Here is a 26,979-nt window from a genome sequence, read left to right as displayed (position 1 = left end):
CACTATTGAGATATCAAACAACACACCCACTCGCGAGACCAGCGAGCGTTCTTCGCTGCGCCCCTCGGGAGCAACCTCTCCAACTTACTTCATCTTTCGACCGGAGTCAAATCCCGGTGTCTAGATCACATAATCGGAAAGATGTTTGCCGCTCGTCCCGTGAGTCTCACGCTCCGGCGGCAAGAAAAGAATTTACACACCTTGCGCCCACAACGTCAAACTTCAGCGCCGTGCCCCTCCTCACACCGCTCTGAACTGCGAAAACAGGCGGAAAGGCCGACCATGACGCATGACATAGGGCTGGGGGCGCGTCGGAATCGGCGCGCCCCCAGCGATCTGTGCTATATGCGGGCTCCCTTTCGCGCTCCAAGTGCCCGGCGTGCCCGCCGCTTGCGCGCATTCACGCCCTTTTCTTTACTACTGCCCGTTGGCGAACTCCTCGCGAATCGCGCCCGCCACCTTCTCAGCCAGGTCGGGCGTGAAGACACCCGGAATGATGAACGCCGAATTCAGCTCCGCCGGCTCCACCGCCGCCGCAATCGCGTTCGCGGCAACCACCAGCATCTGGTCGGTCACCTCGCCCGCCCGCACGTCCAGCATTCCGCGGAACAAACCCGGGAAGGCCAGCACGTTGTTTATCTGGTTCGGATAGTCCGACCGGCCCGTGGCCACCACCGCCGCATGATCCCCCGCAACGCCCGGATCCACCTCCGGCGTGGGGTTAGCGAGGGCGAACACCACGGCGTCGTCGGCCATGGTCGCGATGTCGTCCCCGTCAAGGATGTTTCCCGCCGAGACGCCGATGAACACGTCCGCGCCCGCCAGTACCTCTTTGAGGCTACCCTGCACCTGGCGCGGGTTGGTGTTTAGCGCCAGCCAGTTGCGGTCCGGGTCGGCCTCCTCGCGGAACGCTCCCAGCGCGCCGTTGCGCCCGCAGCCGATGATATCGTGGGCGCCCTGGCTCGTGAGCAGGCGGATGATGGCGTTGCCGGCCGCACCTACGCCCGACACCACAATCCGCACGTCCTCGATCTTCTTGTGAACCACCTTCAGCGCGTTAATCAGCGCCGCCAGCACCACAACCGCGGTGCCGTGCTGATCGTCATGGAAGACCGGAATGTCGAGCTCTTCGCGCAGCCTGCGCTCGATCTCGAAACACCGCGGCGCCGAGATGTCCTCCAAGTTGATCCCCGCAAACCCGGGCGCGATCGCCTTTACGATCGCAATCATCTCCTCGGTGTCCTTCGTGTCCAGGCATACCGGCCACGCATCCACGCCTGCGAAATTCTTGAACAGCGCCGCCTTGCCCTCCATGACGGGCATCGCGGCCAGCGGCCCGATATCCCCCAGGCCCAGCACGGCCGTCCCATCGGTTACGACGGCGACCGTGTTGCGCTTAATCGTGAGCCTGCGCGCCTCACTCGGATCCTCCACGATCCTCTCGCAGATCGCCGCCACACCCGGCGTGTAAATCTTCGACAGGTCCTGGCGCGTCTTCAGCGGGCGCTTGAGCGTCACCTCGATCTTACCGCCCAGGTGGGCCTGCACGGTCGCGTCGTGAATCCCATGCACGATCACGCCCTCGGTGCGTTGCAGCTTCTTGCGGATCTTCTTCGCGTGATCCAGGTCGTGCGTCATGCACGTGACGTCGAACAGCAGGTGCTCGTCGTCGGAACGCACCATGTCAATTCCCGTGATCAGCGCGTCTTCGTAGCTGATTTCGTTGGTGATACGCGGCACTGCGTGATCGTCGTAGGGAATCTCGATGCGCAACGTCACCGCATAACTCGGTCTCGGCTTTGCCATATTCTGCCTTGTCTCTCGTACTTGCGGGATTATTCTGTCAGGTCACCGGGCCCAAGGCCCCAAAGTTTCATCCACCGGGAAACCCCGTATCACCACGCGCCTCCGCCCACCGACCAGTGACCTCGCAAGGGAAAACCCCGGCGACCATCCGCCGGGGTTCCCGCACACGCTACCGCGCCCTGAGCACTTAGGCCTGGCCCGAGCGCTCCATGATGAGCTCGCGCACGCGCGCCGCATCCGCCTTGCCGCGGGTGGCCTTCATGACCGCGCCCACGATCGCTCCGGCTGCCTGCACCTTGCCCGCCCGGATCTTCTCCAGCACGTCCGGGTTCGCGGCCAGCGCCTCGTCTACGGCGGCACCGAGCGCCCCGTCGTCGGACACAACCTCCAGCCCGCGCGACGCCGCCACCTCAGCCGGGCTGCCCTCCCCGGCCAACACCCCATCCAGGGCTTGGCGGGCGAGCTTATCGGTCAGCTTGCCGCTTTGTACCAGCCCATCCAGTTCGGCGACATCGGCCGCACTCACCGGCACGTCAGCCAGCGCCAGCTCGTTGTCCTTCGCGTAGCGGGCCAGCTCACCCATCCACCACTTGCGAGCACCCGCCGGGCTCGCCCCGGCGTCCACCGAATCGCTGATGAAGTCCAGCGCGTCGGCGTTGACGATGTCACGCATCTCCATCTCCGACACGCCCCACTCGGCCGTCAGCCGCTTACGACGCGCGGCCGGCATCTCCGGCAACGACGCGCGGATCTCCTCCACCCACTCCGCCGGAGGCGCGATCGGCACCAGGTCCGGCTCGGGGAAGTAACGGTAGTCGTCAGCATCCGACTTGGGCCGGCCGGGCGACGTCGTCGAATTGGCCTCCTGCCAATGCCGCGTCTCCTGCAACACGGCCTGGCCCGAGGACAGCACCGCGGCCTGGCGGCACATCTCGAACTCGACCGCACGGGCGATCGCGCGGAAGGAGTTGACGTTCTTCGTCTCCGTGCGCGTGCCCAGCGGCGCGTCCGGGCTGGGGCGCAGCGACACGTTCACATCGGCGCGGACGTTGCCACGCTCCATGCGCGCCTCCGACACCCCGATCGCGCGCGCAATATCGCGGATGGTCTGCACGTACTTCGCAGCTACCTCCGGCGCCCGCGCCCCCGCGCCCTCAATCGGGCGGGTCACGATCTCCACCAGCGGCACGCCCGCACGGTTGTAATCCACCAGCGAATGCGTGGCGCCCTGCAGGCGGCCCTCGCCACCCACGTGCGTGTTCTTGCCCGCGTCCTCCTCCACGTGCGCGCGCTCGATGAGCACGCGGAAGACTTCGCCGTCGTCGAGCTCCACATCAAGGTGGCCGTCGTAGGCGATCGGCTCGTCCGACTGGGAGGTCTGGAAGTTCTTCGACAGGTCCGGGTAGAAGTAGTTCTTCCGCGCAAACCGGCACGATTCAGCGATCTTGCAGTTGAGCGCCAGGCCGAGCCGGATCGCATACTCGATTGCCTTCTTGTTCACCACCGGCAACGCGCCCGGCAGGCCAAGCGAGACAGGGGTGGTGTTAACGTTGGGCTCCCCGCCAAACTCGTTGGGGGCGGCGTCGAACATCTTCGTCGTCGTGGCGAGCTCCACGTGCACCTCAAGCCCGAGCACCGGGTCGAAGTTCGCGGCGACCTCGTCAAAATCCATCAATTCTTCCATCTCTACTTCTCCCCCACTTCGATCGGGCACTCGCGGGCGGAGGGGTCCGTGACCACCTCCACCATCGCCGCCACCTTGTACATGCGCGCGTCCTCATGCGCCGGCGCGATCACCTGGAAGCCCACAGGCAACCCGTCCGCCAGCCCCGCCGGCACCGACACCGCCGGTACGCCCGCCAGGTTCGCCGGCGTGGTGGTCATATCATTCATGTACATCGCCATCAGGTCATCCTTCTTCGAGCCAAACTCGAAGGCGACCGTGGGGGCCGTGGGCGTGACCAGAACATCCACCTGCTCAAACGCCGCGTCCAGGTCCCGATGCACGAGCGTGCGCACCTTCAGCGCCGAGCCGTAGAACTGGTCATAGTGGCCCGAGCTCAGCGCGTACGTGCCCAGGATGATGCGGCGCTTCACCTCCGCACCAAACATCGCCCCGCGCGTGGCCGACATCATCGTCTCAGCCGTGACCGGCCCAGACTCCGGCTCCACACGGTTGCCATACCGCACCCCATCAAAGCGCGCCAGATTCGAGGAGACCTCCGCCGGCATGATGAGGTAGTACGCCGCAATCGCCGAATCAAACGCCGGGCAGGACACCTCCGTGACCTCCGCCCCGCGCGCCCTCAGCTTCTCCACGGTCTCCTCAAAGACGGCGAGCACGCCCGGCTCGAAGCCATCCCCCGACATCTCCTTCACCACGCCGATCCGCAGGCCCGCCAGATCCTGCGCGGCCATGCCCTCGGCCGCCGCGTCGTGCAGGCCGGTCGCAACCTGGGGCAGCGACGTCGAATCGTGCGGATCGTGGCTGGAAAGGATCTCCTGCAGGGCCGCCGCGTCGACAACCGTGCGAGCACACGGGCCCACCTGGTCCAACGACGACGCCATCGCCACCACGCCATAACGCGACACGTTGCCGTACGTGGGCTTGGCGCCCACCGTGCCCGTCACCGCGCCCGGCTGACGGATCGAACCGCCCGTATCCGAGCCCAGCGCCCACGGCACCATGTACGCCGCCACCGCCGCGGCCGAGCCGCCACCCGAACCACCCGGAATCAGGTTTTCGCCCCACGGATTCGTGGTGGGGCCAAACGCCGAATTCTCCGTGGACGAACCCATCGCGAACTCGTCCATGTTCGTGTGCCCCACGATCGGCAGCCGGGCCTCCTTGAGGTTCTTCACCACCGTGGCGTCATAGGGTGAAATCCAGCCCTCCAGCATCTTCGAACCACACGTCACCGGGGTACCCAGCTGGCAGATATTGTCCTTGATCGCAACCGGAACACCGGCGAAAGGCGGCAACTCCTTGCCAGCCACGCGATCGGCGTCGACAGCCCGCGCAATCTCGAGCGCGCCATCGGCGTCAACGAAAAGAAACGCATTCAGGTGCCCGTTCTCCGCCTCAATCCGGTCAAGGCACGCCTGCGTCAACTCAACCGAGGTGACCTCGCCGGCGCGCAACATCGCCGCCAGCTCGACTGCAGACTTCTTCAGCAACTCCATTATTCCTCCCCCAAGATCTGCGGCACCGCGAACTTGCCGTCCTCATTGGCTGGCGCCGAAGCAAATACCAGGTCAAGATCCAGCTTTTCAGTGCCCACCACATCCTCACGCCACACGTTCGTGAGCGGAATCGGATGGGAGGTAGCCGGAACATCAGAGGAAGCGACCGCGGAGACCTTCTCCATCGCGTTCGAGACCGTGGACAGCTCGCCAGCGAACTGCTCGATCTCCGCGTCCGTCAGGGAAATGCGTGCGAGGTCGGCCAGGCGGGCCACCTCGTCTTTTGAAAACTTTGACATGAGGAAAGTCTAACCCGTTCGATACTATTAGCACATGTCACGCTTCCTGCGACCAAATCGCGAAACCCCCAAGCGTCTCCTCAAGTACGGGGTGCTCGCCGGCGTCGGTGCCCAGCTCGCCGCCGTCGCCGCCGTCCTCGCCGTGGACGAGCACCGCAAACGTCGCAACCCGCCCACCGGCAAATTCCCCACCCTGCCCCCACGCACCACCACCGTCTCCGGCTCCGACCTCACCGTCTACACCTTCGGCGAAGACCTCTATGCCGACATGCTCGAAGCTATCGACGGCGCGCGCGAGCAAGTCTTCTTCGAGACCTACATCATCAAGGCCGACGAGGTCGGCTACCAGTTCCGCAATGCCCTCATCGCCGCCGCCCGGCGCGGCGTGCAGGTGTACATCATCATCGACACCTTCGGCAACCTCAACCAAGACCCACGCTTTCGGAACTTCCCCGAACAAGAGAACCTGCACGTCATCCTCTTCCCCCTCCTACGCACCGGCATCTTCACCGGCAACGGACGCGACCGCGGCTTCGATCACCGCAAGCTGCTGGTGGTCGACCAGGAGATCGGATTCGTTGGCGGCTACAACATCGGCTCCCTCTACGCCGACACCTGGCGCGACACCCACCTACGCATCAAAGGCCCGTCCGTGTGGGAGCTTGAGAACGCGTTCGTCGACATGTGGAACGTCTACCGGCCCAACTCCCAACCCGAGCTGCCCGACCGCGGGCTGTCGCACTGGTCGTCGAAAGTGATCGCCACGCAAAACGTGCCCGCCTTCAAGTCCTACCCCGTGCGCGCCTCCTACCTCGGCGCCATCGACCGGGCCTACCACCACGTCTACATCACCATGGGCTACTTCATTCCCGACGCCGGGATCCTCCACTCCCTCATCTCCGCCGCGAGGCGCGGGGTGGATGTGCGAGTGCTCATCCCCGAGTATTCGAACCACATCGTGGCCGACTGGGTGGGTCGGCCCTACTACAAGGACCTGCTGGCCTCCGGGGTGCGGATCTTCCTCTACCGGGAAGCCATGATCCACGCCAAAACCATGACCGTGGACGGCATCTGGTCCACCGTCGGCACCACCAACATTGACCGGATCTCCATGGACGGCAACTTCGAAATCAACGTCGAAGTGTTCAACAACCCGTTCGCCAAGATCATGGAGGAGATCTTCGAGCTGGACATGTCCAACTCCCGCGAGCTCACTGCCGCCCAATGGTCTCAGCGCAGCACCCTGGCCCGGGTCACAGAGCGGATCCTGCGCCCGCTGGCCCCGCTACTCTAAGGTCAGCGCGCGGGGCAGTTTTCCCTGGCCGGATTTGAACTTGTTGGACGGTATCGAGTCCACCGCCACGTGGACTCACGCCCTCATCGAGCAAACGGCGAAGCTCCAGGAGCGTTTAACGACGACACTCCGGCGCGACTACCCGCGCTGGCCGATCGGCGACCTCACCCGCCTAACGCTACGCCCACGCACGCCGCACCGCCGCCCCCTAGCCGTCCGCCCGGCCGAGCCTGCGCAGGAACTCCTCCGCGCTCCAGGTCTCAATGCCGAGCGCCTCCGCCTTCGTAGTCTTCGACGCGCCCGGGTTTTCCCCGATCACCACCACGGTGGTCTTCTTCGACACCGAGCCGGTGGCCTTACCACCCGCCTTCATGATCGCCTCGGCCACCCCGTCACGCGTGAAGCCTTCCACCGCGCCGGTCACCACGATCGTCATGCCCTCGAACGGCCGCACGACGCCGTCCGCGCCCTCCGCACCATCCGTGCCGGTCCCACCGGCTGGGCGCTCGTCCTCAAAAGTGACCCCGGCCGCCCGCCAGGCGTCCACGATCTCGCAATGCCAGGGTTCCTCGAACCAGTCGAGCAGCGAGCGGCCGATGATCTCGCCCACCCCGTCGATCTCGGAGAAGGGCGCCTCCCCCGCCTCCACCTGGGCGCGCCCTGAGGCCAGCATCGCCTCCAGCGAGCCGAAGTGGACCGCGAGCGCCCGTGAGGCCACCGGCCCCACGTGGCGGATGTTGAGCGCCACGAGCTTGCGCCACAGCTCCTTCGTCTTTGCCTTCTCGATTTCGGCGAGCACCTTCTCCAACGTCTTCGACGGTGCCGAGATCGTCTTCACCTCGAAGCCCGCCCGCGCGGCACCCTCCGGCGCGGCCCCCTCCGCGGCTCTGCCCGCACCCGCCTCGCCCGCGCGCCCGGTCCGCGACCACGCCGGCTTGGTCCAGCCGGCCCTCACGTAGCGCCAGTCACCCGTGTGCTCGCCGGCAAGCCGAATCGGTAGCCATGTTCGCACACCCTCCAGGCTCGCGGCCGTGAGGGCGAACAGCTGCGCCTCGGTGTCAAGGAAGGGCTTCTGTGCTGTGGGGATCCCGAGCTCGCGCTGGAGCTCCTCCCCAATCACGCCCTCCGGGTCGAGCAGCGCCCCGTCCTCATTCGTGATTCCCAGCTCCACCCGCTGCTCAAGCGTAAGCACGATCCGCACGCGCGGGTCGGCCGCGTCCTCCAGCGGCCAGCCGGCCTCATGCGCGGCGAGCGCCTCCTCATCCGTGAGCTCAATCGCGTGCCCGGTGGCGAGCGCGATCAGCACGTCGGCCCGGTAGCGGTCCGGATCGGCCAGCCACTGCGCGGACTCCTCCCCCAGCGATTCGATGTCGAGCGCGCCGCGCGAGCCGATGTGGATCACCCGCTGGTGCAACTGCGCGGGGCACGAGCGCGTGTTCGTACACCGCAGGTCCTTATCCCCCTCTTTCGCCGGCGCGATCTTGCCCCCGCACGCGGGGCAGTGCGTGGGCATGACGAAGGCACGCTCCGAGCCGTCCCGTTCCGCCAGCACCGGGCCCACCACCTCGGGGATGATGTCGCCCGCCTTGCGTAAGATCACCACGTCGCCGATCATCACGCCCTTACGCTCCACCTCGAATGGGTTGTGCAAGGTGGCTTGGGCCACCGTGGAGCCGTCCACCCACACCGGCTCCATCACCGCGAACGGCGTGACGCGCCCCGTGCGGCCCACCTGCACCTGGATATCGAGCAGCCGGGTCTGGACCTCGGTGGGCGGGAACTTGTAGGCCACCGCCCAGCGCGGCACGCGCGCCGTGTAGCCAAGCTGTGCCTGCACGCGCCGGTCCTCCAGCTTGATGACCACGCCGTCAAACTCGTGATCGAGCGACGCCCGCGCCCCCTGAAACTCATCGAGGTAATCCTCAATCTCCGCCAGAGTGGACACCATCCGCGTCTGCCCCGACACGGGCAGCCCCCACGCCCGGAACACCTCATAGACGCCCTCCTGGGTGGCCATCTTTTCCTGCAGTGCCTCCGAGGCGCCCTCGAGAGCCCCGATCCCGTGGGCGATGAAACTCAGCGATTTGATCGCGAAGCCCGTGTTGTCTTCCTGGCGCATCGTTCCAGCCGCCGCGTTGCGCGGGTTGACGAACGTCTTGAGTAGCCCCTCGCGCTGCAGGCGCGGTAGCGGCGCCAGCCCCTCCTTCGCCCGGCCGGCGTTCTTGGCACGCAGCGCCTTGTTATAGGCATCGATCTCCTGGTTGCGCCGCGCCACCTCCTCGTTGCGCGCCTCCACCAGATCGTTGAATTCGGTGAACTTCGCGATCGGGAAGTAGACCTCCCCGCGCACCTCCACCAGTTCCGGCCACTCCTCCCCCGAAAGCCGCGCGGGGATCGCCTGGATCGCGAGCGCGTTGCGCGTCACGTCCTCGCCCGTCACCCCGTCCCCGCGCGTGGCCGCGGTCTCCAGCACGCCGCCGCGGTACGTCAGGTTGAGCGCCAGCCCGTCGATCTTCACCTCGGCCGTAAACCGACTCCCTTCCGGCAGTTCGCCCGTGATCCCGGCAAACCACGTGGCCAGCTCCTCGCGGCTGAACACGTCCTGTAGCGAGTACATGCGCTCGGCATGGCGCAGCTCGGCCACCGCCCCGCGCGCCACCTTCGCCCCCACCTTCATCGTGGGCGACTGCGGGCTCCACAGCTGTGGGAAGCGATCCTCGAGCGCGCGCATCTGCGCAATCAGCGAGTCATACGTGGCGTCCACCATGATCGGCTCGCCCGTCGAATGGTAGGCCTCCTGCGCGCGGCGCAGCTTGGGCGCCAGCTCATTCCAGCGTGTTGTTGCTTCTTCGATATTCACCCCCTCATTGTCTCCCATCCCTCCGACATTTTTCTTCCAGTAGGCTGGGGGCATGTGTGGACGATACGCAACCACGATGTCTCGGACCGACATCCAGCTCGAGTTCCGCCTCGACGTCGCCGCCGACTCCTACTCCCCCACCCCCAACTGGAACGTCGCGCCCACCCAGGACATCCCCATCGTCCTCGAGCGCCCGCCCCAGCCCGGGGATGAGCCGCTTCGCGACGCCGTCACCCCACCCGCGTCCACACCTCCCGAAGCGCCCGACTCCCCTGGCGAGGAGGGCGCGCCCGGCGTCGTTCGCGCCCTCACCCCGGCGTTTTGGGGGCTCATCGCGCCGTGGGCGAAGGACACCACCCGGCCGATGATCAACGCGCGCATGGAGACGCTGGCCGAGAAGCGTATGTTCGCGCCAGCCCTGAAGAAGCGGCGGTGCATTATCCCGGCGTCGGGGTACTTTGAGTGGCGCAAGCCGGACAAGACCCCGCTCTACCTCTACCGCGAATCCGGCCCGCTCGCGTTCGCAGGCTTGTACGGCTGGTGGAAGGACGGGCAGGAGTGGCTGCTGACGGCCGCGATCGTCACGCGCGCGGCCGAGGTCGAACTGGCGCAGATCCACGATCGGGTGCCACTCATCCTTGAGCCCTCCGAGTACGACATGTGGCTCGACCCCGCCAACGACGACCCCGCGCTGCTCACCGCTCTCGAACGCCCCGGACCCCAGCTGTCCTTCCACGAGGTGGGCCGGGCGGTGGGTAACGTGCGCAACAACTCACCGCAGAACATCGCCCGCACCTGAGGCACACCCCCGGTATGAAAGGCGTCCGATTTTTACCCCGTACCCTAATGCCATGAACGAATTTGCCACCATCCGCGGATCCTTCCCCGGCGACTTGCTGTTGGCACTCCTGGTCGCCTTCCTCACGTTGCTGATCCCCGCTGACGTGCTCGGCATCGACCTCCTCCACGACGCGCTACTGTATACTTCCGGCGTCGCCACCGTGCTCGGCACCTTCTTCCGCCGCACGCACCCCGTCCCCGCCGGCATCACGGTCTACCTGGCGGCGCTCGTGCGCTACGTGGCCTTCCCCACCGAGTTCTTCCCGCAGGACGTGGCCGTCCTCCTCGCGCTCTACGCTGTGCTCGCCTTCGGCTCGGTCACAATGAAGATCCCCGCGATCCTGGGCGCCTGCTTCGGCGCGTTCCTCCTCGTGCTGCCGTACGCGGGTAGCGAGTCCCCCCACCTGCTCGTCATCTTCCTCGTCTTCGCCGGCCAGGCCATCGTCATCGCCACGGCGGCGGTGGCCCTGTTGCGCCGCGCCCAGTACGACCAACTCGACCACATCATCGTCGACGCCCAGATCGCCCAGGTCAACGCCGAGCGCGACGCCGAGCTCGCCGTCGTCTCCGAACGCACCCGCATCGCCCGCGAAATGCACGACATCGTGGCCCACACCCTCTCCGTCGTCATCGCCCAGGCCGACGGGGGGCGCTACGCCGCCAAAAACAACCCCGAAGCGGCGGTGCGCGCGCTCGACGTCATCGCCGACATGTCCCGTGCGGCCCTCGGCGACATCCGCTCCATCATCGGCGTGCTCCGCGACCCGGAGGAAATCGACGCCCCGCTCGCGCCTGAGCCCGTCGACGCCGACCTGCTCCAGCTGGTCGAGCAGGTGCGCTCCGCCGGCCACGAGGTCGCCCTGGTGACCACCGGCTCCCAGCGCCCACTGCCAGTTGGCGTGGGCAAGGCCCTCTACCGTATCTGCCAAGAGGCCCTCACCAACTCCCTCAAGCACGCCGGCCCCGACGCCGCCATCACGGTCTCCCTCCACTGGCGCCCGACCGAAGTGGTGCTCGACATCAGCGACAACGGCCGCGGGGCCGCCACCTTCAACGACGGCAAGGGCCACGGAATCATCGGCATGACCGAGCGGGCCGCCGTCTTCGGCGGTACTGTGGTCAGCGGACCGCGCTCGAGCGGCGGATTTAGAGTGACAGCAACAATTCCAACCCCCGGCGAAAGGAACAGTCATGTGTGACAAGATTCGGGTGGGCCTCATCGACGATCAGGACCTCGTGCGCAGCGGGTTTTCCATGGTCATCGACTCCCAAGACGACATGTGTACCGTGCTCGAGGCCTCGCACGGCAAGCAGGCCCTGGATCGGCTGGCACTCGTGCCGGTCGACGTCGTACTCATGGACATCCGCATGCCCGGCATGGACGGGCTGGAGACCACCGAGCGGATCAACCAGATGGAATTCCCGCACGGGGTGCGCCCGAAGGTCATCATTCTCACCACCTTCGACCTGGACGAGTACGTCATGCGCGCCATCCGCGGCGGCGCCTCCGGCTTCCTCCTCAAGGACGCCCCGCCGGACCAGATGCTCTCCTCCATCCGCACCGTCCACCGTGGCGACGCCGTCATCGCGCCGTCGTCCACCAAGCGCCTCGTGTCCTACATCGCCCAGAAAGCGGTGGAGGATCGCGCGTTGCGCCCGCAGATTGTCGACGTGCTCACCGAACGTGAGCGCGAAGTGCTCTACCACATGGCCAAGGGGCTATCGAACACGGAGATCGGCGAGGAGCTCGACGTCGCCCAGGCCACGATCAAGACCCACGTGGGGCGCATCTTCGCCAAGCTCGGCGCCCGTGACAGGGTGCAGGCCGTGGTGCTCGCCTACGAAGCCGGGCTCGTGCGCCCGGGTGATCTCGGGTGATTGAGGCCGAGTACGTCCGCCTCGACAGCGGCGTGGGCCGCCAGCGTCGCACCGTCCTCGACGACGTCTCCCTCACCATCCCCGACTCCTCCATTACCACCGTGCTTGGTGGGCTCGACTCCGACATGTCGGCCCTCATGAACGTGCTGGGCGGGATGGAGCGCGTCACCTCGGGTAGCGTGGTGGTCGACGGCGTCGACCTCGCCAGCACCTCCGACGCTGAGCGCGAGCGCATGCGCGCCTCCACGTTCGCCCTGCTGTTCAAGCAGGACAACCTCCTGCCCGCGCTCACCCTTGGGGAGAACCTGGACCTGCCCGCCAAGCTCAACGGCACGCGCGTGAGCACGCAGGAGCGCACGGAGATCATCGACCTGTTCGGCCTGTCCCAGGTGCTCGGCCACTACCCTGACGCGGTTCCGCTCATCGAGCAGAACAAGTGCGCGCTCGCCGCCCTCGTCATGGCCGGGCGCCGCGTGGTCCTGTGCGACGAGCCCACCGACGGCTTCACCCGCGCCGACCGGGAGACCCTGTACGCGCTGCTGCGGGTGTGTGCCCGCGAGCGCGGCATGACCGTGGTGACCTTCACCTCCAACCCGATGTCCGCCGTGTCTGCCGACAGGGTGTACCTCATGACCGACTCGCGCATCACCGCCGAGCTCAACGCCCCCACCCTCGATTCGATCCTCGATACCCTGCGTGTCATCTTCAGCGAGGAACCCTGATGCTGCGCCAGCAACTCGAGCATCACTGGCCCTCCCACCTGCTTGCCGGCGTGGCACTGACCTACGCCGCCGCCATGGTATTCTTCGTCACCACCATGCTGGGGTTCGCCGACCACACGCTGGCCCTGTCGGTGAAGAAGTCGATCCCGCACTCGGACCTGGTGGTGTATTCGGAGGCCGACACGGCCCTGGCCGTTGCCGAGCAGATCGGCGAGCTGGACCAGGTGGAGACCGTCTTCGTCGATTCTTCGCTTCTGGCCGAGGTACTGACCGAGACCGAGCACCTGCCCGTCTCCATCCGCTCCCTCGCCCCGCCCGTGCTACGTACCCAGGAGATCATCTTCGGTGAATTCCCCGCATCCCCGCGCGAGATCGCGGTGACCCACCAGCTGGCCAGCGCCCTCCACGTCCAGGCCGGCGACGAGCTGACCGTGGCGGGAGGGGACGTGGCCAAGCGATATAGCGTCTCCGGGATCTATACCCGCTCCCGGCTCCTTGACCCGGTGGGCTTCGAGGCGATCACCACCGAACCCAACCCCAACTTCGTGGCCGCCCAAGGCAACGAGCAGGGCGGGATCGAGGTGCGCGTCCTTCCCACCGCCGACCCCGATACCCTCCAGGCGGAAATCCTCGAGATCCCTGGCACCGTGGTGGTCAACGCCCAGGACCGCTACGACGTCGAATATGCCCGCCAGCGCGACGCCCTGGATACCCTGACCGAGGCCACTCCCTGGCTGCTCACCACCGCCTTCATCACCGCCACCACGGTGGTCTACATGACCGTGGTCGGCGTGGCCCGCCGGCGCACCACCGAGAGCCAGGCCCTGCGCTCCCTCGGCCTGTCGGCCCTGCGCCGCCACCGGATGCTCGGCCGGGAGGTCGGCGTCGTCGCCGGTCTCACCTATCTGCTCGGCATCGGGGTGGGCTACGCGGGGGCGATGGGTGCCTCCTCCATCGCGCGCGCCGAAAGCGGGGCCCCCTTCCTGCCCGCGAGCATCGGCTTCCCCGCCGCGGCAACGTTCTGGGCGTTCGTGGCTGTGGCCCTCGCCACGGTGATCGGCACCGCCACCGGCATCCTGTCCACCTACCTGCGCACCACCAACGCCTGGAAACCTGCCATCCGCACGGCCAGCCCCGCCATCGTGCTTTTCGCTGCCGCCTTCCTGTACGCCACGGTCGCAATGCCCGGCGCGCTGAGCGCGAACGTGAGCGCGGGCGGCGTCGTCGTCTCACTGCTGGCCCTCGCAGCTGCCACGCTGGTCGCGTACGGGGTGATCGTCGTCGTGACGAGGCGCCTGACCAAGTCCTTCCACGTCGGCTCAGCCTTCTCACTCCTGCCGCGATCGCTCACCGCCACGATGACCACCGTGTCGCTGTTCGTCATCCTCATGTCCTCCGCCGCGCTCGGTGCCCTCCACACCACCTACTCCACGCTCACCGCCAACGACGACCGCCTCGCCAACCTCTACGACCTGTCCATCACCGCCGGGGTCACCTCCGCTTCCATTTCCGACGCCGACATCCAGGCCGTGCACGACTGGGGCGGAGCCTCTGCCACCCTCACCTACCACCTGCTCAACACCTCCGGATGGGAGCCCGAAGACTTCCAGCCCGGGGCACTGTATGCCGTGGATCCCGGGGAGGCCGAGGACTACCTCGGGCGGCGGATCGAGCCGGGCACGCTGCTCGTTCCGCGCGGGACCAACAACGTGCCGAGCTCCATGAACCTCACCTACATCGACGCCAAAGGATTCACCCGCTCGACGAACGTGAACGTGACCGTTGCCGACGTGCCCTTCGCGCTCATCTCCTCGGCCGGGCTGGGCGACCTCGAGCCCACCGCCATGTGGATCCGGCTCGCCGACCACCACCACATCTCCGAGGACTTCAGCCGCCTCGAAGCCTCCCTCACCCCCGGTGAGGACCGGCCCTTCCTCACCCTCGCCATCACACCCCCGCAAGAGGCGCCCGCGAACGTGTCACAAATCGCGGCCATCATCCAAACGAGCGTCATCGCCGTGCTTGGCTTCGCCGCCTACCTGCACGTGCCCCGGTACCTCGCCGACCAGTCCCTCGAGACCCGCTACCTGCGCTCCAAGGGTATGACCGGGCTGCGCATCCGCCAGCGGCGACTGAGCCAGGGAATGGCAAGCGCCTTCGTGACCTCAGTGACCGGGGTGGGGCTTGGGGTGGGAAGCACCCTCCTGCTCATGACCCTCCACGGGTGGGCCACCCCGCACGAGCCGAGTATCCCGATCGTCACGCTCGCCCTCAACATCGGGTCGATCCTGCTCGGGTGCCTCGCCCTTGGCATACTCGGATACCATGTCGACGTGTCAAAGCGCACAAAAGCCCGAGATTACGCGGAAATTGGGCGTTAATCACACTTTTTTTCCTTTACCGGGCACACAAAACCTGAAAAGGTTAAGGGCGTATAAGCCAGTGTTAAACAATGCGTTAGGAGACTAGGTCATGGATTGGCGCCACCGCGCAGAATGCCTCAACGAGGATCCAGAGCTTTTCTTCCCGATCGGCTCCTCGGGTCCCGCCATGGCACAGGTCGAGCGCGCCAAGGCCGTGTGCCAGCGTTGCGACGTCCAGGAGGTGTGCCTTAAATGGGCCCTGGACAACAACCAGGACGCCGGCGTGTGGGGCGGCATGTCGGAAGACGAGCGCCGCACGCTCAAGCGCCGCACGGCGCGCGTGCGCCGCTAATCGCTGGGAGCTTTCGCGGGCCCCGTCAGCGAGGCCCGCTTTTCTTATGCCCGGCCGACCCGGCCCTAGGCCTGGGAACGGATGTTGAGGTCGAGCACCACAACGGTGCCCCCGCCCTCACGAGGGAGCCACTCGATATTGCCCCTGAGCTCGGAGAGCACCATTGTCCTCACGATCTGGGTGCCGAGGCCGGAGGGGCGGTGGTCGCCCACGCCGACGCCATCGTCGGCCACCTCGATGTGGAGCCGGGTGCCGTCGCGTTGGGCGCGGATGTCGAGCCGTCCGCCCCCCGGCAGTCCGTGTTCTATGGCGTTGGAGATGATCTCGTTCATCACCACGCCGAGCGCCGTAGCCTCCTCGGCTCGCACGCGCCCGAAGGTGCCCTCGAACGTGGTGATCACCGGCTCCCCAGTAACGCCAACGTCTCGTACCATGCGCATGACCGGCACGAACACCTGATCGAAGTCCACAACCTCGTCGATGGTTTGTGACAGCTTCTCGTGCACCACGGCGATTGTGGCCACGCGGCGCTGCGCCGTCTCCAGCGCGGCCCGGGTCATGCCCTCCCCTGCACGGCGCGCCTGCATCCGCAGCAGCGCCGACACCGTCTGCAGGTTGTTCTTCACGCGGTGGTTGATCTCGCGGATTGTGGAGTCCTTGCTCATGAGCACGCGCTCTTGGCGGCGCAGCTCGGTGATGTCGCGGCAGAGCACGAGCGCCCCGTGGCGCACGCCCTTGACCAGCAGGGGCACGGCACGGAAGGAGATGACCACGTCGTTGCGCTCGATCTCGGTCATCCACGCGGCCCGGCCCATGAGCACGAGCGGCAGGGCCTCGTCCACGCGGGACACCCCATCTAGTTCGATCACTTCGGTGGCAAGCATCGCGCCCTGGAGCGGCTTTTCCACGCCGAGCCGGCGCAGGTTAGAGATCGCGTTCGGCGAGGCGTAGATGGTCACGCCCTCGGTGTCCACGTGAATGAGCCCGTCCGTGACGCGCGGGGTGCCGTGCCGGTAGCCCGAAGGCGAGCCGTCGATGGGGAACTCCCCGGTGGTTACCATGGCGATGAGCGCGTCCGCGATCGACTCATAATTGGCGAGCAGCACCATCGGCACGCGGTCCACGAACTTGGCGGTGATCACCCCGAGCACCGCGATGACCTCCCCTTCGAATCGCACGGGCACAAGCCGCACGTCGACGTCGTCGTCGTGCCCAAAAACCTGCTCGCCGGTGGTGGCGGCCTTCTCGATGACGGCCGCCTCGTCGTCGGGGACGATCTCGCCCACGAAGTCGGTTTGGTGGACGGTGGTGGCGGTGGCGGGGCGGGCCTGCGCGGCCGTCATTACGCCCGATTCGACGCGGATGTAGAGGGCAAGGTCGGAGAAAGTGATGTCAGCGATGATCTGCCACTCGCCGGTGAGGTGGTGGAGCCATTCGCGCTGACGCTCGTTCAGGTGCGAGTCACGGCTGAGAATGCGGGAGAGTGTAGACACAGTTCCAACTGTAATGATTAATCGTGTTGAATAGTAGCTATGAAGTTTGTTTCTGAAACCAGCTACGTCGGCCCGCTTGAGCTCGTGCTGGATGTGCTGACGTCGCCCGAGTTGTTCCGCGCACGCACGCGTGCGGCGGGCGTCGCGGAGTTGGCCGATTTTGCCGACGACGGCGCCACGCATTCCTTCCGCCTCCAGGTTCCGACCGAGCAGATCCCGGCGGCGGCGCGCTCCTTCTTCCCACACGGCGCGAAGGTTTTTGCAACGGCCACCCCCGTGGTCCACAACGAGGCCGGGCGCGTGGACGGGGCGAAGATCCCGTACACGATCGATGTGTCGGGCGCGCCCGTGGCCGGCTCGCTCACCTTCCTGCTCGCTGACACCGGCGCGACCACCGCGGCGAAGATCAGCGGCGAGATCAAGGTGTCGGTGCCTTTTATTGGTGGCCGAATCGAGAAGATGGTGGTAGACCAGCTGAGTAAGGTCATTGCCAAGGATACTGATCTGGTCAACGCCGAGGTCCTGCGGCGGCGCACGGAGGAAGAATGATTAACCGTCAATACGAGGATCTGCTGGCCGACGTCCTAGAAAACGGAGAGCGCAAGGGCGACCGCACCGGCACTGGCACGCTGTCCGTGTTTGGCCGCCAGCTGCGCTACAACCTGGCCGAGGGCTTTCCGCGCATCACCACGAAGTTTGTAGCGATGAAGGCGGTCAAAGGCGAACTGCTGTGGTTTTTGCGCGGGGATACGAATGTGCGCTGGCTTCAGGAGCGCGGGATTTCCATTTGGGATGAGTGGGCTGACGACGACGGCGAACTCGGGCCCGTCTATGGCTACCAGTGGCGTTCGTGGCCGGCCCCGTCCGGAGAGCACATTGACCAGATCGCGAACGTGGTAGAGAAGTTGAAGAAGAACCCGGATTCGCGGCGGATGATTGTGTCGGCGTGGAATGTGGCCGACCTCGACGACATGGCCCTGCAGCCCTGCCACGCCCTGTTCCAGTTCTATGTGGCCGGCGGCAAGCTGTCCTGCCAACTGTACCAACGGTCGGCGGACCTGTTCTTGGGCGTGCCGTTCAACATCGCCTCCTACTCCTTGCTCACGCACATGGTGGCCCAGCAGGCGGGGTTGGACGTGGGCGATTTCGTGTGGACGGGCGGGGACTGCCACATTTATTTGAACCATGTGGACCAGGTGCGTGAGCAGATCTCGCGCGAACCCTACCCCTTCCCTACGCTCGAGCTGAAGAAGGCCGACTCCATTTTCGACTACGACATGGACGACATCCTCGCCTCCCAGGGATACCAGCATCACCCCGCGATTCACGCCCCGGTGGCCGTGTAATGCTGGGGATGATCTGGGCCCAGGGGCATGAGCGGGCGATCGGCCGCGGCGGCGCGATGGCCTGGCACCTGCCCGAAGACATGCGGTTTTTCCGGCGCATGACCACCGGCCACCCCGTCATCATGGGCCGCCGGACGTGGGAGTCAATCGACGAGCGCTACCGCCCGCTGCCCGGGCGCACGAACATCGTGCTCACCCGGGACGAGAGCTTTTCCTCCGACGACGCCCTGGTGGCCCGCTCGCTGGATAAGGCGATCGCCCTGGGCGAGGAGGCCGCTGGCGAGGGGCTCGTGTGGATCGTGGGCGGGGCGCAACTGTATGAGGCGGCGATGAAGAAGGCGGACGGCGTCGTGGTCACGGACATCGACATCGACGTTCCCGACGCCGACGCGTTCGCCCCCGCCATCCCGTTCAACTGGGAACCCGTGGGCACCGAGCCCTTCCGCGGGTGGCACGTGGCCGAGAACGGCATGCGCTTCCGGGTAAGCGCCTACAGGCGCCGCCGCTCCGGCTTTGTCCCCGGGGATTTGGCCGCCGCGCTCGGCGAGCTGCCGCTCTAGTCTCCCAGCAGGTCCGACATCGGCGTGAAGTCCGCGAACAGGGCCTTCGCTTCGGCGACGTCATCCGACTGACTGTCGACCGGCTGGCTGTCGGCCGCATTCACGACGCCGGCGCCCGCCCCCGCGCCTGAACCCGCCTGCCCCGCGCCCACAACACCGTCGCCCGCGCCTGCCTGGACGGCAACCAAGCTGCCCGCGGGCCGCCCGGCCTGGGCGATGACCGCCAGCTCGTCCATCGCGCGCCGGATTCGGCGGCGCAGGCTCGCCCCGCCCTCGGCGTCGGAATCGGCGGCGTGCGCGCCGAAGTCCTCGGTGGCAGCGTAGACCGCAGTCGTCACAACGTTCGCGTGAAGGTAGGTCATCATCGGCCGGATCGCGTGCTCGGTGACGAGCGAGTGCCGGGGCGTGCCGCCCGTCGCACCGATCGCCACGGGCTTGCCGGCCAGGTACCCCTCGGGCAGCACGTCAAAGAAGGACTTGAACAGGCCCGAGTAGGAGGCGTTGTAGGCCGGCGTCACCGCGATGAGCGCCTCCGCGCCCCTCACCTGCTCGAAGGCCTTAGCGAGCGCGGGCAAGGGGAAGCCGGTGAGCATCGCGTCGGTGACGTCGTGGGCCAGCTCGCGCAGCGAGATCATCTGCACCTGCCCGCCGTGCGCGCTCACGTACGCCTCCGCCATCGCCCGGCCCAGCTGCTGCGTGGTCGAGGACTCCGACAGCGACGCCGACACCACCGCGATCATCGCTCGCCCTCCGCGTCTCGCAGGAGCTGGTCGGCGAGGTTGACGGAGGCCGCCTGGGTGTCCTGCTGGGCGTAGAAGGAGGCGCCGGTGACGTCGTCGACGTACGTCTTGCCCTCCTCGTACGCGATTCCCGCCTCACGACGCGCGGCCACCCGAGCGGCGTGCGTGGGGGCGTCCGGCACACCGGGCTTCCGCATCGCCTCGAACTCCTTGCGCATGACAGGCACGATCTCGCCCAGGTAGTCGAGCTGTTCAAGCACGGTCCTGAGCGGCAGGCCGGCGTGGTCGATGAGGAAGAGCTGGCGCTGGTAGTCCCCCACATGCTCGCGGAAGCCGAGCGTGCGGTCGATGACCTCCTGCGGGGAGCCGACCGTCAACGGGGTCTGCTCCGAGAAGTCCTCGAGCGAGGGTCCGTGCCCGTACACGGGCGCGTTGTCGAAGTAGGGGCGGAACTCGCGCTTGGCGGTCTGCGAATCCTTCGCGATGTAGAACTGCCCGCCCAGGCCCACAATCGCCTGCTCGGGCGTGCCGTGCCCGTAGTGGGCGAAGCGCTGGCGGTAGAGCGCGATCATCTGCCGGGTGTGGCTCATCGGCCAGAAGATGTTGTTGTGGAAGAAGCCGTCCCCGTAGTAAGCGGCCTGCTCGGCAATCTCCGGCGAGCGGATCGAGCCATGCCAGACGAAGGGCGCCACCCCATCCAGCGGGCGCGGGGTGGACGTGAAGCCACGCAGAGGCGTGCGGAACTTGCCCTGCCAGTCCACCTCCTCTTCCTCCCACAGCCGGCGCAGCAGCGCGTAATTCTCAATCGCGAGCGGGATACCCTGGCGGATATCCTGGCCAAACCACGGGTAAACCGGGCCCGTGTTGCCGCGGCCCATCATGAGGTCCATCCGCCCGTCCACCAGGTGCTGGAGCATCGCGTAGTCCTCGGCGATCTTCACCGGATCGTTGGTGGTAATGAGCGTGGTCGACGTCGACAGGATAATCTTCTTCGTCTGCGCGCCAATGTAGCCCAGCAAGGTGGTGGGCGAGGAGGAGAAGAAGGGCGGGTTGTGGTGCTCGCCGATCGCGTAGATGTCCATACCCACGTCCTCGGCGTGCTTGGCGATCGTCACCGCGGCCTTGATGCGCTCGGCCTCGCTCGGCGTGCGGCCGGTGGTGGGGTCGGTGGTGATGTCAGAGACGGAAAAGACTCCGAATTGCATGGTGTCTCCTTGGGGCATAATCAGCTTCGGAGACATCCTAGCACATTTAATTGAAACCTCAACTATCCGGGTTCTGCTTCACCTCCCCAGTCTCGGCCATCGGGTTTCGGACGCGACGCAACAGGCCTGCGTCGAGCATCAGGACTTAGAGGCTTTTCGTCGCCACAACCGGCGCTTTTGGCCTCAAAGTCCTGATGTTTGACAACCGAGCTACTTATCCAGCCGGCGCATGAAGGACGCCCGCAACCTCTCCTTGTTGACGGCGGCCACCGCCGCGAGCGGCACGTTCGCCGGACACACCGCCGCGCACTCCCCATAGTTCGAGCACGGCCCGAAGTTCCGATCCGCCACCGCGATCATCGCTTTCGCCCGGAGCGCCCGCTCCTTCGACGGCAGCGGCAGCATCGCCAGGTGAGTGAGCTTCGCACCCACGAACAGGTGGGCTGCGCCGTTGGGGCAGGCCGCCACGCACGCCCCGCACCCGATGCACGCGGCGAAATCGAGGGCGTCCTCCACGGTGGTGTGGTCCACCGGCACGGAGTCGGCGTCGGGGGCCGTGCCCGCGTTGATCGCCACGTGGGCGCCGGCCTCGAGCACCTCGTCGAGCTTGTGGCGGTTGACCATGAGGTCGCGCAGCACGGGGTAGCTGGCCGAGCGCAGCGGCTCGATCCGCACCATCTGCCCGTCCGTGAAGGAGCGCAGGCGCTGGTGGCAGGCCGGCGTGTTGCGCTCCGGACCGTGCGGGGTGCCGCTCACCTGAATGCCGCATGCCCCGCAGATGCCTTCACGGCAGTCGGACTCGAACGTGAAGGGCTCCTTGCCGGAGTTGACCAGCTGCTCGTTAAGGCGGTCCAGGAGCTCGAGGATACTCATCGAGTCGTCCAGACCCTCCATCGTGTGGTATTCGAAGCGGCCCGGGGCGTCCTGCCCGGGCTGACGCCAGATTTCCAATGTCAGTTTCATGAGTAGCTCCTCGTTGCCAACGGCACGGCCGTGAAGGTCAGCGGCTCCATGTGCCGCACGAAACCGTCCGGCGCGCTCTCCCACGCCGAGGCGAAGGCCCAGTGGGCGTCGTCGCGCTTGGCTTCGCCGTCGTCTTGGTATTCGAAGCGGAAGTGGGCCCCGGCCGATTCTTCGCGGTCGAGCGCGTCCACGCACATGAGCTCGGCGAGCTCCAGGAAGTCGGCCACGCGGCCGGCCTTCTCCAGGGTTTGGTTGACCTGCGCATCCCCGCCGGGCACCGACAGGTCCTCCCAGAATTCCCCGCGCAGGCGCCGGACCTCGCCGATCGCCTTCTCCAGGGACTTCTTCGTGCGGCCCACGCCGCAGCCCTCGTACAAGATGGCCCCGAGCTCACGGTGGAACTGGACCGGACCGCGGCTTCCCCCGATCGCGAGGAAGGCGTCCGTGCGGGCCTGTACCCGCTCCAGCGCCTCCCTCACCGGCGCCGAGTCCGGGCCGGGTAGCTCCTCGCCCAGATGCTTGGACAGGTAGTTCGGTACCGAGAACGGCAGGGTGAACCACCCGTCCACGCACGCCGACAGCAGCGAGTTCGCGCCCAGCCGGTTCGCGCCGTGGTACGACCAGCCGGCCTCCCCGCCCACGAACAGCCCGGGGATCGAGCTCATCTGGTCAAAATCGGTCCACAGCCCACCCATCGTGAAGTGAGCTCCCGGCGCGATCCGCATCGGGGTCTCGTACGGGTTCTCACCCGTGGCGTGCTCGTACATGTGGAACAGGTTGCCGTAGCGTTCGGCGATCACGTCCTTGCCCACGGCTCTCATCGCGTCCGAGAAGTCGAGGTAGACCGAGTTCTTTAGCGGCCCCACCCCGTGGCCCGAGTTGATCTGCTCGGTGGCCGCGCGCGAGGCGATGTCGCGCGGGGTGAGGTTGCCGAACGCGGGGTACTTGCGCTCGAGGTAGTAGTCACGCTCGGCGTCGGGAATCTGCTCAGGCGGACGGTCATCCCCGGCGCGCTTGGGCACCCAGATTCGCCCGTCATTGCGTAGCGACTCCGACATGAGGATCGTCTTCGACTGGAACGGCGAGCTGACCGGCAAGGCGGTGGGGTGGAACTGGACGAAGGAGGCGTGGGCGAGGTAGGCGCCGTGTTTGTGGGCACGCCACGCCGCCGACGCGTTCGAGTTCAACGCCAGCGTGGACTGGAAGTACACCGAGCCATACCCGCCGGTCGCAAGCACAACGGCATGTGCCGGGATCGCCTTCACCTCACCCGTCACGAGGTCGCGGATGACGACGCCGCGGGCCACGCCGTCGTCGATAATGAGGTCCAGCATCTCCGAACGAATGTGCATCGTGACCTTGCCGCGGCGGATCTGGCGCTGGAGCGCCTGCGAGGAGGCGAGCTGGAGTTGCTGGCCGGTCTGGCCGCGCGTGTAGTACGTGCGCGAGACCTGCACGCCGCCAAACGAGCGCGTGGCGAGCGTGCCGCCGTACTCGCGGGCGAAGGGGGCGCCCACCGCGTTCATGTGGTCGATCACGCGGATCGACTCCTCGCCGAGCCGGAAGGCCTCCGCCTCGCGCGAGCGGAAGTCGCCGCCCTTGACCGTGTCGGTGACGAAGCGCTTGAGCGAATCGCCATCCACCTTGCGCGCCCGGGCCGCGTTGATGCCGCCCTGGGCCGCCACCGAGTGGGCGCGGCGCGGGGCGTCGTGGTAGGTGACCGAGTGGACGTTGTAGCCCAGCTCCCCCAGCGCCGCGGCACACCCGGCGCCCGCCAGTCCCGTTCCCACGACGACGACCGTGAACTTCTTCGTGTTTAGCGGGCTGACCAACTTGTACGAGTCGCTGCGGCGCTGCCACGCGGTGGCCGGATCGCCATCTGGGATGTTGCCGTCCAAGATCGAGCCAAGGCGTGTGCCGCGCACCTTCGCCGGGGGCGGCGTGAAGTCCGCGGCGAACGCGGGCCGGGCGGCGGCGTCGTCGGAAGAACCGCGCAAGAAATTGAAGAAACTCATGATAGCCACCCCATCTGTACGGCGAGCGGAATTGAGGCGTTGCCCAAGAGGATCGCGATCGCGGCCAGGGCGCCGACCCAGATGAAGACCGAGCGAAGGCGCGCGCCCATCGAACCGAAGTCGACCGCCATGTTGAAGGCGCCATGTGCCACGTGAATCGCAAGCAACACCATGATGAGCACGTAGAAGATCGCCATCGCCGGGCGCTCAAAGGAGCCAACCAGGTTGCCGTAGGCGGCGGACGAGGCGGCCGTGGGCCCGCGGAAGGAATCGGAGGCCACCGGCTGCAGACCAACCGTCAGGTCAAGAATGTGAACAATGAGGAAGCCCAGGATCGCCACGCCCGTCACCGGCATGAGCCGGGCCGAAACCGCCTGGATGCCGTGAAGCTTGCGTGCCCGGTGCTTGCCGCGGAACTTCCGGCCCCGGATGTAGACGATCGACGCCGCCCACACATGCAAGACCAGGCAAGCGCCCAGCACCACGCGCATGATCCAGAGCACGGCCAGCTTCGGGAACAGCGGGTAGAACGCCTCGCGCAGCCAGTGGGCGTAACCGTCGAAGCTGGTAGCACCCATGTAGACCTTGAGATTTCCATACAGGTGGATGAGAACGAAGATCGCCCAAATGGCGCCCGTGACCGCCATGACGACCTTCAACGCCCACGAGGGCGGAGCCTTCAGTTGCATCGTTGCCTCCTTCCTGCCATTGTCCCAGGCCGCAGATGTGATTCTTCACACCTTTGTCCCGAATCGGGTATGCTCGAGGAGTTGCCGGGACGGCCCGGCGCCGCGCTGGTGTTGCCGATCGCTACGCGGCACAGGCGAGGGACGGCCCTCAAGAAAGGGCACATGCCTGCTGTGATTGCATGGTTGGCCATGGGGTTGACCTTGGTGGTTGACCTGTCGGGGCCGGTGACCGTGGCGGGAATCCTCGCCGTCATCATCTATGCCTCCTTCGAGGTGAAGCGGCGGGCGGACGCGCTCTCACGGCGGCTCGGCGAGCCCGTCGGCACGATCATCCTCACCCTGTCGATCATGGTGATCGAGGTGGGAATGGTGGCGAGCGTGCTGCTCGGCCCGGGCACACATGCCTCCATCGCGCGCGACGCCGCCTTCTCCGCCGCAATGCTCATCCTCAACGGGATCCTGGCCGGCGCCATCCTCGCCCACGTGGCCCGGCGCGGGCCGATGCCGATTCGGGCACGGGCGCTGGCTTGGTACCTGGGAACGCTCGGGGTACTCGGCACGGGCGCATTCGTGCTGCCGAGGGCGGTGGGCGAATACCGGGGCGGCTGGGCGGTCATGGCCGGGGTCGGGCTGGTCGCAGCATACGGGGTTTTCATGTGGCGCCAGCTCGGCCCGGGGGCGGGCGACTTCTCCGAAGCCGACTCGCCCCCGCGCTCCTCCGAGCCCGTCGCTCGCAACCTGGTGTGGCTCGTGGTCACCTTGGTGGCGATCGTGGCGCTCTCCCACGCGCTTGGCCCACTGCTCGATGCGACCGTGGGCAACACCGCGATTGTTGGCCTCATCGTGGCGGGCGTGGTCCTCCTGCCCGAGACCGTCACCACGCTCCTTGCCGGCTGGGAAGGGCAGAGCCAGCGCGTGTCAAACCTGACCCACGGCGCGCTCGTATCGGTACTCGGCGGCTCGGTCCCCGCCGTGGTGCTCATCGGGGTCGCCACCGGGCAAGACATCGTGCTTGGCGTGGGAGGCACGGAGCTGGCCCTCCTCGCGGCGACGCTCGGCCTGCAAGCCACGGCGCTGGCAGGCCGGCGATTCAACGCGGCCCACGGGCTGGGGCACCTGACGTTGCTTGCCGCCTACGTGGCGGGACTGCTCGCCTGACGACCGGGGTTCCCGCCCGGCTTCACTCCCCTTCCCCGCGTGTGCAACGGTAATTCCCCATGTGCAACGTTAATAAACTGCTTTTCGCCGTTGCATATTGCGGATTAGCGTTGCATATGGCCAGGCCCTGACGAGCGAGGTGGCTGAGCGTGGCGGGGTCGGGCAATGCAAAGCCCGGGATCTCGGCTGAGATCCCGGGCTTGTTCTCGTGGCGGGGGCAGGATTTGAACCTACGACCTCCGGGTTATGAGCCCGGCGAGCTACCGAACTGCTCCACCCCGCGTCGGCATCCCCTACTCTATTCAGCCAGCGTCCCGGATTCAAGGTTGGCCGTGGTGCCCTTCCTCACCATCCGCCAAGCTCGCCCAGGCGGGTGGATGCAGACACCGGGGCGGGGGCCCGCGCATGCGAGCCCCCGCCCCTCGATCCGATCAGCGGCAGGCAGACACCGTGTGAGCCAACCCGCCGGCCGTGTGGCCGTTAACCGATCAGATCAATGTTGTCCCAACCGTGGCCGCCCTGGATGGGCTTCGCCCAGCCGCTCTTGCCCGTGTTGTAGTAGGTGAACAGGCGGCCGTCGTTGCGAACGCCGACCAGGTCGAAGCGGCCGTCACCGTTCACGTCGCCCGGGATGGTCGCCTGGACGAAGCTCGACCAGCCGTGGCCGATCTGAGCCGTGTAGGCGATCAAGCCATCGCGGCCGCCCTTGTACAGGAACATCTTGCCATCGTCGCGGATCGCCACGATGTCAGCGTTGCGGTCGCCGCTGAGGTCGCCGGGGCCAAGGATGGTGGCCATCGACGACCAGCCGTGGCCGATCTTCGTGCCAGAGTGCATCCCATTGGCCGTGACGACGTAGCGGTAGAGATCGCCCGTGGTAACGTGGCGTGCCACCACGTACTCGGAGCCCGAGCCTCCCAGCTTGCCGGCGTAGACAATGTTGTCCATGCCGTTCCAGCCATGACCCACCTGCGGGCCCTGGGTCAGGAAACCATCACCCTGAGAGTAGTAGAAGTGCACCGTGCCGTCTGTGTGGCGAACCAGCACGTCCGCACGCCCATCGCCGTTCATGTCCGGGATGGGGGCGAGAGCGGTGAACTCATCCGCGTTGCAGTCGACGATAGCGCCGCCCGCGAAAGTGCCGTTGCCCACAGAGGCGTAGCGGCGCAGACTGTTGTCCTTGTCAACCGCCCACAGGTCAGCAAAACGATCA

General features: G+C 66.6%; 23 protein-coding genes and 1 tRNA gene. 11 read left to right on the top strand and 13 right to left on the bottom strand.

What is annotated here, in order from left to right; translation table 11 throughout:
• Nucleotides 1-417 precede the first annotated feature (417 nt).
• The 4 genes from HMPREF3174_RS05665 to gatC all read right to left on the bottom strand — a co-directional run bounded on the left by HMPREF3174_RS05665 (nt 418) and on the right by gatC (nt 5,288).
• Nucleotides 418-1,806 carry an NAD(P)-dependent malic enzyme gene (locus HMPREF3174_RS05665; protein WP_062613511.1) on the bottom strand — a complete coding sequence of 463 codons (1,389 nt, stop codon included), beginning with the start codon at nt 1,804-1,806 and terminating at the stop codon, nt 418-420.
• Between the two features lie 187 nt (nt 1,807-1,993).
• Nucleotides 1,994-3,490 (bottom strand): Asp-tRNA(Asn)/Glu-tRNA(Gln) amidotransferase subunit GatB, encoded by a 1,497-nt coding sequence (gene gatB / locus HMPREF3174_RS05660; protein WP_062613510.1) that lies wholly within the window; start codon nt 3,488-3,490, stop codon nt 1,994-1,996.
• A gap of 2 nt (nt 3,491-3,492) precedes the next feature.
• Entirely contained in the window at nt 3,493-4,989 is a 1,497-nt protein-coding gene (gene gatA / locus HMPREF3174_RS05655; RefSeq protein ID WP_070448177.1) for an Asp-tRNA(Asn)/Glu-tRNA(Gln) amidotransferase subunit GatA, read from the bottom strand.
• Nucleotides 4,989-5,288 carry an Asp-tRNA(Asn)/Glu-tRNA(Gln) amidotransferase subunit GatC gene (gatC, locus tag HMPREF3174_RS05650; RefSeq protein WP_062613508.1) on the bottom strand — a complete coding sequence of 100 codons (300 nt, stop codon included), beginning with the start codon at nt 5,286-5,288 and terminating at the stop codon, nt 4,989-4,991. Before gatC ends, gatA begins: the two co-directional genes overlap by 1 nt.
• 34 nt (nt 5,289-5,322) lie before the next feature.
• Here gatC and HMPREF3174_RS05645 point away from each other — a divergent pair, with 34 nt between their 5' ends.
• The gene (locus HMPREF3174_RS05645) at nt 5,323-6,582 is read left to right on the top strand and encodes a phospholipase D-like domain-containing protein (protein ID WP_068538714.1); all 1,260 of its coding nucleotides are present in this window, start codon (nt 5,323-5,325) and stop codon (nt 6,580-6,582) included.
• A gap of 208 nt (nt 6,583-6,790) precedes the next feature.
• On the opposite strand, the gene HMPREF3174_RS05640 is transcribed toward HMPREF3174_RS05645, so the two are convergent.
• Nucleotides 6,791-9,442 (bottom strand): NAD-dependent DNA ligase LigA, encoded by a 2,652-nt coding sequence (locus HMPREF3174_RS05640; RefSeq protein WP_246783065.1) that lies wholly within the window; start codon nt 9,440-9,442, stop codon nt 6,791-6,793.
• Between the two features lie 52 nt (nt 9,443-9,494).
• Here HMPREF3174_RS05640 and HMPREF3174_RS05635 point away from each other — a divergent pair, with 52 nt between their 5' ends.
• The 6 genes from HMPREF3174_RS05635 (at nt 9,495) to HMPREF3174_RS05610 (ending at nt 15,597) form a co-directional block, all read left to right on the top strand.
• Nucleotides 9,495-10,241: an SOS response-associated peptidase gene (locus HMPREF3174_RS05635; protein ID WP_070448175.1), complete on the top strand. Its 747-nt coding sequence runs from the start codon at nt 9,495-9,497 to the stop codon at nt 10,239-10,241.
• A gap of 52 nt (nt 10,242-10,293) precedes the next feature.
• On the top strand, nt 10,294-11,481 hold the full coding sequence (locus tag HMPREF3174_RS05630) for a sensor histidine kinase (protein ID WP_070448174.1): 1,188 nt from the start codon (nt 10,294-10,296) through the stop codon (nt 11,479-11,481).
• Complete coding sequence (locus HMPREF3174_RS05625) at nt 11,474-12,160, top strand: response regulator (RefSeq protein ID WP_062613503.1); 687 nt, start codon at nt 11,474-11,476, stop codon at nt 12,158-12,160. Before HMPREF3174_RS05630 ends, HMPREF3174_RS05625 begins: the two co-directional genes overlap by 8 nt.
• Nucleotides 12,157-12,882 (top strand): ATP-binding cassette domain-containing protein, encoded by a 726-nt coding sequence (locus tag HMPREF3174_RS05620; protein WP_068538710.1) that lies wholly within the window; start codon nt 12,157-12,159, stop codon nt 12,880-12,882. Before HMPREF3174_RS05625 ends, HMPREF3174_RS05620 begins: the two co-directional genes overlap by 4 nt.
• Complete coding sequence (locus tag HMPREF3174_RS05615; RefSeq protein ID WP_070448173.1) at nt 12,882-15,263, top strand: ABC transporter permease; 2,382 nt, start codon at nt 12,882-12,884, stop codon at nt 15,261-15,263. The genes HMPREF3174_RS05620 and HMPREF3174_RS05615 overlap by 1 nt, the downstream gene beginning before the upstream one ends.
• Nucleotides 15,264-15,354: 91 nt before the next feature.
• Nucleotides 15,355-15,597, top strand: coding sequence for a WhiB family transcriptional regulator (locus HMPREF3174_RS05610; RefSeq protein WP_062613500.1), 243 nt, complete (start codon nt 15,355-15,357; stop codon nt 15,595-15,597).
• A gap of 65 nt (nt 15,598-15,662) precedes the next feature.
• On the opposite strand, the gene HMPREF3174_RS05605 is transcribed toward HMPREF3174_RS05610, so the two are convergent.
• The gene (locus tag HMPREF3174_RS05605; protein WP_068538745.1) at nt 15,663-17,090 is read right to left on the bottom strand and encodes a sensor histidine kinase; all 1,428 of its coding nucleotides are present in this window, start codon (nt 17,088-17,090) and stop codon (nt 15,663-15,665) included.
• Between the two features lie 39 nt (nt 17,091-17,129).
• On the opposite strand from HMPREF3174_RS05605, the gene HMPREF3174_RS05600 reads away from it, so the two are divergent.
• From HMPREF3174_RS05600 to HMPREF3174_RS05590, 3 genes are read left to right on the top strand one after another with little or no spacing between them, the layout of a single operon-like run.
• Nucleotides 17,130-17,639 carry a DUF2505 domain-containing protein gene (locus HMPREF3174_RS05600; RefSeq protein ID WP_062613498.1) on the top strand — a complete coding sequence of 170 codons (510 nt, stop codon included), beginning with the start codon at nt 17,130-17,132 and terminating at the stop codon, nt 17,637-17,639.
• Nucleotides 17,636-18,436 carry a thymidylate synthase gene (locus tag HMPREF3174_RS05595; protein WP_062613497.1) on the top strand — a complete coding sequence of 267 codons (801 nt, stop codon included), beginning with the start codon at nt 17,636-17,638 and terminating at the stop codon, nt 18,434-18,436. Before HMPREF3174_RS05600 ends, HMPREF3174_RS05595 begins: the two co-directional genes overlap by 4 nt.
• Nucleotides 18,436-18,996, top strand: a complete 561-nt coding sequence (locus tag HMPREF3174_RS05590) for a dihydrofolate reductase (protein ID WP_070448172.1) — start codon at nt 18,436-18,438, stop codon at nt 18,994-18,996. The genes HMPREF3174_RS05595 and HMPREF3174_RS05590 overlap by 1 nt, the downstream gene beginning before the upstream one ends.
• Here the strand turns inward: HMPREF3174_RS05590 and HMPREF3174_RS05585 are convergent.
• From HMPREF3174_RS05585 to HMPREF3174_RS05565, 5 genes are all read right to left on the bottom strand, one after another.
• On the bottom strand, nt 18,993-19,736 hold the full coding sequence (locus HMPREF3174_RS05585) for a CE1759 family FMN reductase (RefSeq protein WP_070448171.1): 744 nt from the start codon (nt 19,734-19,736) through the stop codon (nt 18,993-18,995). The genes HMPREF3174_RS05590 and HMPREF3174_RS05585 overlap by 4 nt on opposite strands.
• Nucleotides 19,733-20,941 (bottom strand): LLM class flavin-dependent oxidoreductase, encoded by a 1,209-nt coding sequence (locus tag HMPREF3174_RS05580; protein WP_082661151.1) that lies wholly within the window; start codon nt 20,939-20,941, stop codon nt 19,733-19,735. Before HMPREF3174_RS05580 ends, HMPREF3174_RS05585 begins: the two co-directional genes overlap by 4 nt.
• A 210-nt stretch (nt 20,942-21,151) precedes the next feature.
• On the bottom strand, nt 21,152-21,904 hold the full coding sequence (locus HMPREF3174_RS05575) for a succinate dehydrogenase/fumarate reductase iron-sulfur subunit (protein ID WP_062613494.1): 753 nt from the start codon (nt 21,902-21,904) through the stop codon (nt 21,152-21,154).
• Nucleotides 21,901-23,919 carry a fumarate reductase/succinate dehydrogenase flavoprotein subunit gene (locus tag HMPREF3174_RS05570; RefSeq protein ID WP_083297693.1) on the bottom strand — a complete coding sequence of 673 codons (2,019 nt, stop codon included), beginning with the start codon at nt 23,917-23,919 and terminating at the stop codon, nt 21,901-21,903. Before HMPREF3174_RS05570 ends, HMPREF3174_RS05575 begins: the two co-directional genes overlap by 4 nt.
• A complete protein-coding gene (locus HMPREF3174_RS05565) occupies nt 23,916-24,608 on the bottom strand; it encodes a succinate dehydrogenase cytochrome b subunit (protein WP_062613493.1) in 693 nt (230 codons plus the stop codon). Before HMPREF3174_RS05565 ends, HMPREF3174_RS05570 begins: the two co-directional genes overlap by 4 nt.
• 162 nt (nt 24,609-24,770) lie before the next feature.
• Here HMPREF3174_RS05565 and HMPREF3174_RS05560 point away from each other — a divergent pair, with 162 nt between their 5' ends.
• Nucleotides 24,771-25,766, top strand: coding sequence for a calcium:cation antiporter (locus HMPREF3174_RS05560; RefSeq protein ID WP_143602008.1), 996 nt, complete (start codon nt 24,771-24,773; stop codon nt 25,764-25,766).
• A gap of 209 nt (nt 25,767-25,975) precedes the next feature.
• Here HMPREF3174_RS05560 and HMPREF3174_RS05555 read toward each other — a convergent pair.
• Nucleotides 25,976-26,049: transfer RNA gene (locus tag HMPREF3174_RS05555), tRNA-Met, on the bottom strand.
• Nucleotides 26,050-26,246: 197 nt separating this feature from the next.
• The coding region (locus HMPREF3174_RS09400; RefSeq protein WP_168160566.1) for an FG-GAP-like repeat-containing protein at nt 26,247-26,979 on the bottom strand (733 nt) is incomplete at its 5' end.

It is taken from the genome of Trueperella sp. HMSC08H06, from assembly GCF_001808465.1.
GTDB classification, from domain to species: Bacteria; Actinomycetota; Actinomycetes; order Actinomycetales; family Actinomycetaceae; genus Trueperella; species Trueperella bernardiae.
Note: the sequence above shows the minus strand (reverse complement) of the source record. Positions and strands in the feature narration are given on the sequence as shown.

Coding starts and splice junctions, on each gene's coding strand:
- HMPREF3174_RS05665 (WP_062613511.1), bottom strand. CDS start 1,806: ATGGCAAAGCCGAGACCGAGTTATGCGGTGACGTTGCGCATCGAGATT.
- HMPREF3174_RS05600 (WP_062613498.1), top strand. CDS start 17,130: ATGAAGTTTGTTTCTGAAACCAGCTACGTCGGCCCGCTTGAGCTCGTG.
- HMPREF3174_RS05560 (WP_143602008.1), top strand. CDS start 24,771: ATGCCTGCTGTGATTGCATGGTTGGCCATGGGGTTGACCTTGGTGGTT.
- HMPREF3174_RS05570 (WP_083297693.1), bottom strand. CDS start 23,919: ATGAGTTTCTTCAATTTCTTGCGCGGTTCTTCCGACGACGCCGCCGCC.
- HMPREF3174_RS05595 (WP_062613497.1), top strand. CDS start 17,636: ATGATTAACCGTCAATACGAGGATCTGCTGGCCGACGTCCTAGAAAAC.
- gatA (WP_070448177.1), bottom strand. CDS start 4,989: ATGGAGTTGCTGAAGAAGTCTGCAGTCGAGCTGGCGGCGATGTTGCGC.
- HMPREF3174_RS05590 (WP_070448172.1), top strand. CDS start 18,436: ATGCTGGGGATGATCTGGGCCCAGGGGCATGAGCGGGCGATCGGCCGC.
- gatC (WP_062613508.1), bottom strand. CDS start 5,288: ATGTCAAAGTTTTCAAAAGACGAGGTGGCCCGCCTGGCCGACCTCGCA.
- HMPREF3174_RS05625 (WP_062613503.1), top strand. CDS start 11,474: ATGTGTGACAAGATTCGGGTGGGCCTCATCGACGATCAGGACCTCGTG.
- HMPREF3174_RS05575 (WP_062613494.1), bottom strand. CDS start 21,904: ATGAAACTGACATTGGAAATCTGGCGTCAGCCCGGGCAGGACGCCCCG.
- HMPREF3174_RS05630 (WP_070448174.1), top strand. CDS start 10,294: ATGAACGAATTTGCCACCATCCGCGGATCCTTCCCCGGCGACTTGCTG.
- gatB (WP_062613510.1), bottom strand. CDS start 3,490: ATGGAAGAATTGATGGATTTTGACGAGGTCGCCGCGAACTTCGACCCG.
- HMPREF3174_RS05580 (WP_082661151.1), bottom strand. CDS start 20,941: ATGCAATTCGGAGTCTTTTCCGTCTCTGACATCACCACCGACCCCACC.
- HMPREF3174_RS05610 (WP_062613500.1), top strand. CDS start 15,355: ATGGATTGGCGCCACCGCGCAGAATGCCTCAACGAGGATCCAGAGCTT.
- HMPREF3174_RS05635 (WP_070448175.1), top strand. CDS start 9,495: ATGTGTGGACGATACGCAACCACGATGTCTCGGACCGACATCCAGCTC.
- HMPREF3174_RS05615 (WP_070448173.1), top strand. CDS start 12,882: ATGCTGCGCCAGCAACTCGAGCATCACTGGCCCTCCCACCTGCTTGCC.
- HMPREF3174_RS05645 (WP_068538714.1), top strand. CDS start 5,323: ATGTCACGCTTCCTGCGACCAAATCGCGAAACCCCCAAGCGTCTCCTC.
- HMPREF3174_RS05565 (WP_062613493.1), bottom strand. CDS start 24,608: ATGCAACTGAAGGCTCCGCCCTCGTGGGCGTTGAAGGTCGTCATGGCG.
- HMPREF3174_RS05585 (WP_070448171.1), bottom strand. CDS start 19,736: ATGATCGCGGTGGTGTCGGCGTCGCTGTCGGAGTCCTCGACCACGCAG.